We start from the raw sequence: 4,752 nt of genomic DNA, 5'->3' as shown, positions 1-4,752 counted from the left end.
CCACTAGTCCTTTTGCGGTTGCCGTTTTCCCCGTCGGGCTTTCACTTGCTGCCCCATCGATTGCCGAGCCCGCTGATGCAGCGCTCCCTGCACGGCCGCAAATGGGGTTCGCCATCCGCCTTTTACGAAAAGCCATAGCGGTGGATGTTGTAAGCGCGCTCTCTCTTGTCCCCAGGGACAAATTCCTTGTCGTCGGGAGTGTAGAACGCCCCTTTGATATCCAGCAACGGACCAACCGGTGCCCATCTCCAATTGCCACCCGGCCTATTGGTCGCCCACCGCCTTACGACCAGCTTCGGTCCTGCGTTGAAGTTTGGGTTCTTCCCTTCATAAGCCCATGCTTTCACAGACGCGGCATCCAAAGATCGAGCTACGAGTGCCATGTCTCCACGCGCCAGCGTCGCAGGCCCGAAGATGTCGCTATTGTCGGCGACGAACAGCAACAGCTTTTCTCGAAGCAAAGCGATCATTGATGCCGTTGCGGCATTGCCCTCCGTTTCGCTTTGCCAGTAACGACCGCGAACGCCATCGCGACCGTTGTAGAAGAGGTCCGATAGGCGCGGCTCTTCGGCGACGCTGATCGTAAACCAAGCACGCCAAGTCGTGTCTACCGGCGCATCGGGGTTTGGCGTTCTCAAGGGATCGACGCAACCAGTGTTGACGACGGCGACATCGGCGATCCGTTTTGCTATTTCGTCGAACGGCATGTCACGGTCCAGATAGGCTCGCCGTTGATCGTCGAACTCAGCGAAACTCCACTCGTCCGATGATGGGAATGTCGTCATCGTTAATGCTCGTACTTGCTGCCCACGTTGGCCACGCATTGCGGACGCCCGGTGCCGAGCCAATCCACCTATGGCGCGGGTGACGTGAACTAGGCGATAATGGCCCGGACGAGCCAGCAAGACGCAACACCAACTCCTCGGTCGCACGATCGGCGTTTTCGGGAGTAGTGACGTCAATCAGTGATATGCCCTGTCTTTGAGAGGCCTCGGCAAACGCTTGGTTTTCGCGCAGCGAGCGTTCTGCGAATTTTTCGATTGCGGCTTTCGTCTGTTCGTCCTGCTCCGAATAGCGGCTCTCGGTCATGATGCGTTCGCGCAGGATGCGATCTTCCACCTGGAAACACACAACCAGAGCATCGCCGATCTCCCAGTCAGCCACGTATTCGGGCCGAAGCGCCGCACCTTCAAATATGAAGCTTTCGCCCGCTTGGCGTACTGTCCTGATCTTCTCCCGAATGACCGGCCGCATGTTCTCGTGATGCACCCGGAGGAACCAATGAATTGTGTCGTTCGATAGACGAAGATAATATTCCATAATAGCGCCGGGCACCCCGGTCCAAGGTCGACCTGGATGACGCCCTAACATGTCGGTCGAAATCACTGGCCAGCCGGTGGCACCGCCAATCCGATGCGCACAGGTCGACTTCCCAATATGGGAGGTCCCGATCAGGAATAAGCTCTTCGGCTGGGATGTCATTGAATTGTTGCCACTATCGTCACGAGGTCAGAGGTCTGCTGCCGCCGGGAGCGTGATCTAATTTGCCCTTTAGAGGGGCCCGCACCTGCGTTGCGCCCCAATTGAGGGAGCGGCCCGCAGCTGATCGAAGCACAAGGCGCTGGACCGGCCGCCCAGTCTTGGTCTCGACCAGCAGAGAATGCGGCTGGGCGTGACGATAGAGGTGTTCTTCGCCCCACTGGCGCAGCGCGACGATAACCAGGAAGAGCCCGCGCCCTTTCTCGGTCAGCACATACTCCTGATAGGCCGAGCCGTCAGAGGCCGGTGCTGTGGTCAGGATGCCCCGCGCAATCAGTTCGCGTAGCCGTGTCGCTAGCATACCTTTGGCGATACCAAGATTGGTTTGAATCTCGCTGAAACGTCGAAGGTCATCGAACACGTCGCGGATGATGAGGAGTGACCACCAATCGCCGATTACATCGAGGGCCCGGGCAACCGGGCAATCCGCTCCTGTCAGGTTGATGCGCTTCACCATGGCCGATCGTACCCTCATCTCCGTCTGGTTCTAACTTAGAACTAGAACGGCCGTCCGTCTAGTGGTCTTATTATAAGACCAATCGAAGGAGCGGCCCGATGGATATGAAGAGCCCCACCGCATTGGATGACACCGCTGCGCAATTCGACAGTGACGCAGGGTCGCTGACGATGGCCACGACCATCGTGTGCGCGATCGCGTGCGGTCTCTCGGTTGCGAATATTTATTATGCCCAACCGCTCCTTGACGCTATGTCGCGTGACTTTGCGATCGCGCCGGCGACAATCGGCCTCGTCATCACGGTAACGCAGGTCGGCTACGCAGTCGGTCTGATCTTCATTGTCCCCCTGGGGGATCTGATTGCGCCTCGCCGGCTGGTGGTCGGACAGACAGCCCTATCGGCAGTCGCGCTCGCGATTGTAGGGACCGCCCGCACGGAAAGCGTCCTGTTCGCGGGGATGATAACGGTGGGCTTGCTCGCTGTCGTGGTTCAAGTTCTCGTCGTCTTTGCAGCTAACCTGGCTGCGCCTTGCAAGCGCGGTCAGACTGTCGGCACAATCACAAGCGGGGTTGTCGTCGGGATCCTGGCCTCCCGCTTCACCTCTGGCCTCCTGGCCGATCTCGGAGGCTGGCGGAGCGTGTATCTGACCTCGGCGGCTCTGAGCGCCGCGTTGGCGTTGATCCTGTTCAGCGTTCTTCCACGGAGCACTGCCGTGTCCAACGCCAACAGCTATCTCGGCACCCTACGCTCGATTCCCAAACTCTTTGTTCACGATCCGGTTCTGCGTGTTCGCGGTGCTTTGGCCCTGCTGATCTTTGCCACCTTCAGCACGCTTTGGACGGCGCTCGTGTTACCGCTGAGTACCAAGCCGTTCGGCTTCTCCCACACAGAGATAGGCGCGTTCGGTCTTGCCGGCGTCGCTGGCGCATTGGCGGCAAGCGGTGCCGGGAGGTTGGCGGATCGTGGTCTAGAACATTGGACCACCGGCATTGCACTCGCCCTGCTGCTCAGTTCGTGGGCGCTGATCGCAATGCTCCCGGTTTCGATACCCGCCCTGATTGGCGGCGTGATCCTGCTCGATCTCGCCGTGCAGGCCGTTCACGTCACGAACCAGAGCATCATTTTCTCTGCGTATCCGCAGGCCCGCAGCCGCCTGGTTGGCGGCTACATGGCGTTCTATTCGGCCGGAAGCGCTCTGGGTGCCATCGCTTCTACAACAGCGTTCGCTTATACTGGATGGCGCGGCGTATCAGGGCTGGGCGCTTTCTTCAGCGCAACCGCCCTGATAGTTTGGGCCTGCGCTCGCCACGATGCATCACTACGAAACAGTCGCTCCTACTCACACTAATTGAAACTTGAGTGGCACGGCGGCAAATGTCGAGGGTGGCTCTAGCAGAGCGGTGACACGTCAGCGTGCATCCATCGATTGGACTCTCGGCCGGAAGGTCTTGCGCGACGATCGGACGGACCGCGCATCCATGGTGCGATTGAGGTATCGAGAAAATGAATCGTTTGGCCCTGATCGATTCATAAAAATCATTGGACCTCACTTCCGCAGGAAGCGAGAATCCGGGCATGCCGAACCTCGAGCCAAGTCCGCTTCACCTTCGCCGCATCGACGCCACCCGCAACATGCGGCGGTTTTACTTGCTTTCGATCCAGCCAACTTTGTTCGGCGAGGTCTCGCTGATCCGCAACTGGGGCCGGATCGGCACGACCGGCCAGACGATGGTGCAGACTTTTGATGCCAGCGCGGAAGCGGGCGAAGCATTCGGACGGCTGGAGCGCGCCAAGCGCAGGCGCGGATACGCCTCTTACTGAGGAGAAAGTCTAAAGTTTCGTCAGTTTTCCGGGGATTACGGCTCCCGCCTTCATGTCTGCTCTATTCGTCCGGCGGTCTTGGTGTCAGACGGAAGAAAATCGAAGCAAGACGGAGCCTGTTCCATGACCACCGCCAATGAGATTGCCGAGAAGATCGCCGCCGAGAACAGCCTGACAAAGACACAGGCGAAGGCCATCGTCGACAGCGTGTTCAAGGCCATCGCCGATGCAGCCGCGAGCGGGGCCGAGACAAGTATCGCCGCCTTCGGCAAGTTCAAGGTCAAGGACTCGCCTGCCCGCGAGGGTCGTAATCCGTCGACCGGCGCAACGATCGCGATCGCGGCTTCCAAGAAGCTCACCTTCACGCCAGCCAAAGCCATCAAGGACGTCCTCAACGGATGAGGGCCGTTGCACGGTCTTGCCGTAAGTCACGAGACGAGGGGGCTTACGCCCCCTCCTCTTCGGCCGCGAGTGCTTCGTTGCGGTGGCGGATGAGCTCGGCCAGTTCGGCTTCGAGCGCCTTGCGCTCCGCGGGCGTGAACAGGCATTCCCGCAGCTCGGCGCGCAACTCCTCGATGGTGTCGACGGTCATGAGAGCGTCTCCAATTGAAAGGAAGAAGGCCCCGCCTCGCGGCGGAGCCCTCTCACGGCAGCCTCAGTCCCGGTTCGGCCGGGACCAGATCAGCTGCAGGCCTTCCTCGCCCTCCACCTCGATCAGGGTGGCGTAGATCGGAGCGGGGAAGCTCGGGTCGTCCAGCTTGACCGAGAGGTAGTCGCGGCCCTCGTTGGAGACCTTCTGCCAGGCGGCGCCCAGATCGACGCTCGCGCCCGCGAAGATGCGGAAGTGCGGTCCCTTCTCGGAGGGGTTCTCGACGCGGACCAGCTTGGCCTTGACGTTGAGGTTCAAAGTCTTGATGGCGCCTGAAAATCCGGT

General features: G+C 60.0%; 8 protein-coding genes. 3 read left to right on the top strand and 5 right to left on the bottom strand.

Going from position 1 to position 4,752, the window contains the following annotated elements; translation table 11 throughout:
* Nucleotides 1-122: 122 nt before the first annotated feature.
* The 3 genes from CWO89_RS40870 to CWO89_RS40860 form a co-directional block, all read right to left on the bottom strand.
* The gene (locus CWO89_RS40870; RefSeq protein WP_130583910.1) at nt 123-785 is read right to left on the bottom strand and encodes a hypothetical protein; all 663 of its coding nucleotides are present in this window, start codon (nt 783-785) and stop codon (nt 123-125) included.
* The gene (locus tag CWO89_RS40865; protein WP_130583909.1) at nt 745-1,320 is read right to left on the bottom strand and encodes a hypothetical protein; all 576 of its coding nucleotides are present in this window, start codon (nt 1,318-1,320) and stop codon (nt 745-747) included. Before CWO89_RS40865 ends, CWO89_RS40870 begins: the two co-directional genes overlap by 41 nt.
* A gap of 181 nt (nt 1,321-1,501) precedes the next feature.
* Nucleotides 1,502-1,996: a winged helix-turn-helix transcriptional regulator gene (locus CWO89_RS40860; protein WP_130583908.1), complete on the bottom strand. Its 495-nt coding sequence runs from the start codon at nt 1,994-1,996 to the stop codon at nt 1,502-1,504.
* 104 nt (nt 1,997-2,100) lie between these two features.
* Here CWO89_RS40860 and CWO89_RS40855 point away from each other — a divergent pair, with 104 nt between their 5' ends.
* From CWO89_RS40855 to CWO89_RS40845, 3 genes are all read left to right on the top strand, one after another.
* Entirely contained in the window at nt 2,101-3,345 is a 1,245-nt protein-coding gene (locus tag CWO89_RS40855) for an MFS transporter (protein ID WP_130583911.1), read from the top strand.
* 227 nt (nt 3,346-3,572) lie between these two features.
* Entirely contained in the window at nt 3,573-3,818 is a 246-nt protein-coding gene (locus tag CWO89_RS40850; protein ID WP_130583907.1) for a WGR domain-containing protein, read from the top strand.
* Between the two features lie 123 nt (nt 3,819-3,941).
* Nucleotides 3,942-4,220, top strand: coding sequence for an HU family DNA-binding protein (locus tag CWO89_RS40845; RefSeq protein ID WP_130583906.1), 279 nt, complete (start codon nt 3,942-3,944; stop codon nt 4,218-4,220).
* 43 nt (nt 4,221-4,263) lie between these two features.
* Here CWO89_RS40845 and CWO89_RS46435 read toward each other — a convergent pair whose 3' ends face one another.
* Entirely contained in the window at nt 4,264-4,410 is a 147-nt protein-coding gene (locus CWO89_RS46435; RefSeq protein ID WP_165421540.1) for a hypothetical protein, read from the bottom strand.
* Between the two features lie 63 nt (nt 4,411-4,473).
* Nucleotides 4,474-4,752: DUF736 domain-containing protein (locus tag CWO89_RS40840; protein WP_130583905.1), on the bottom strand; the 279-nt coding region annotated here is incomplete at its 5' end.

This window comes from Bradyrhizobium sp. Leo170, assembly GCF_004296405.1.
Classification (GTDB): Bacteria; Pseudomonadota; Alphaproteobacteria; order Rhizobiales; family Xanthobacteraceae; genus Bradyrhizobium.
Note: the sequence above shows the minus strand (reverse complement) of the source record. Positions and strands in the feature narration are given on the sequence as shown.

Bases quoted from the DNA above. Each gene is read 5' to 3' on its own strand.
- CWO89_RS40870 (WP_130583910.1), bottom strand. From the start codon at position 785: ATGACGACATTCCCATCATCGGACGAGTGGAGTTTCGCTGAGTTCGAC.
- CWO89_RS40865 (WP_130583909.1), bottom strand. From the start codon at position 1,320: ATGGAATATTATCTTCGTCTATCGAACGACACAATTCATTGGTTCCTC.
- CWO89_RS40845 (WP_130583906.1), top strand. From the start codon at position 3,942: ATGACCACCGCCAATGAGATTGCCGAGAAGATCGCCGCCGAGAACAGC.
- CWO89_RS40860 (WP_130583908.1), bottom strand. From the start codon at position 1,996: ATGGTGAAGCGCATCAACCTGACAGGAGCGGATTGCCCGGTTGCCCGG.
- CWO89_RS40850 (WP_130583907.1), top strand. From the start codon at position 3,573: ATGCCGAACCTCGAGCCAAGTCCGCTTCACCTTCGCCGCATCGACGCC.
- CWO89_RS40855 (WP_130583911.1), top strand. From the start codon at position 2,101: ATGAAGAGCCCCACCGCATTGGATGACACCGCTGCGCAATTCGACAGT.
- CWO89_RS46435 (WP_165421540.1), bottom strand. From the start codon at position 4,410: ATGACCGTCGACACCATCGAGGAGTTGCGCGCCGAGCTGCGGGAATGC.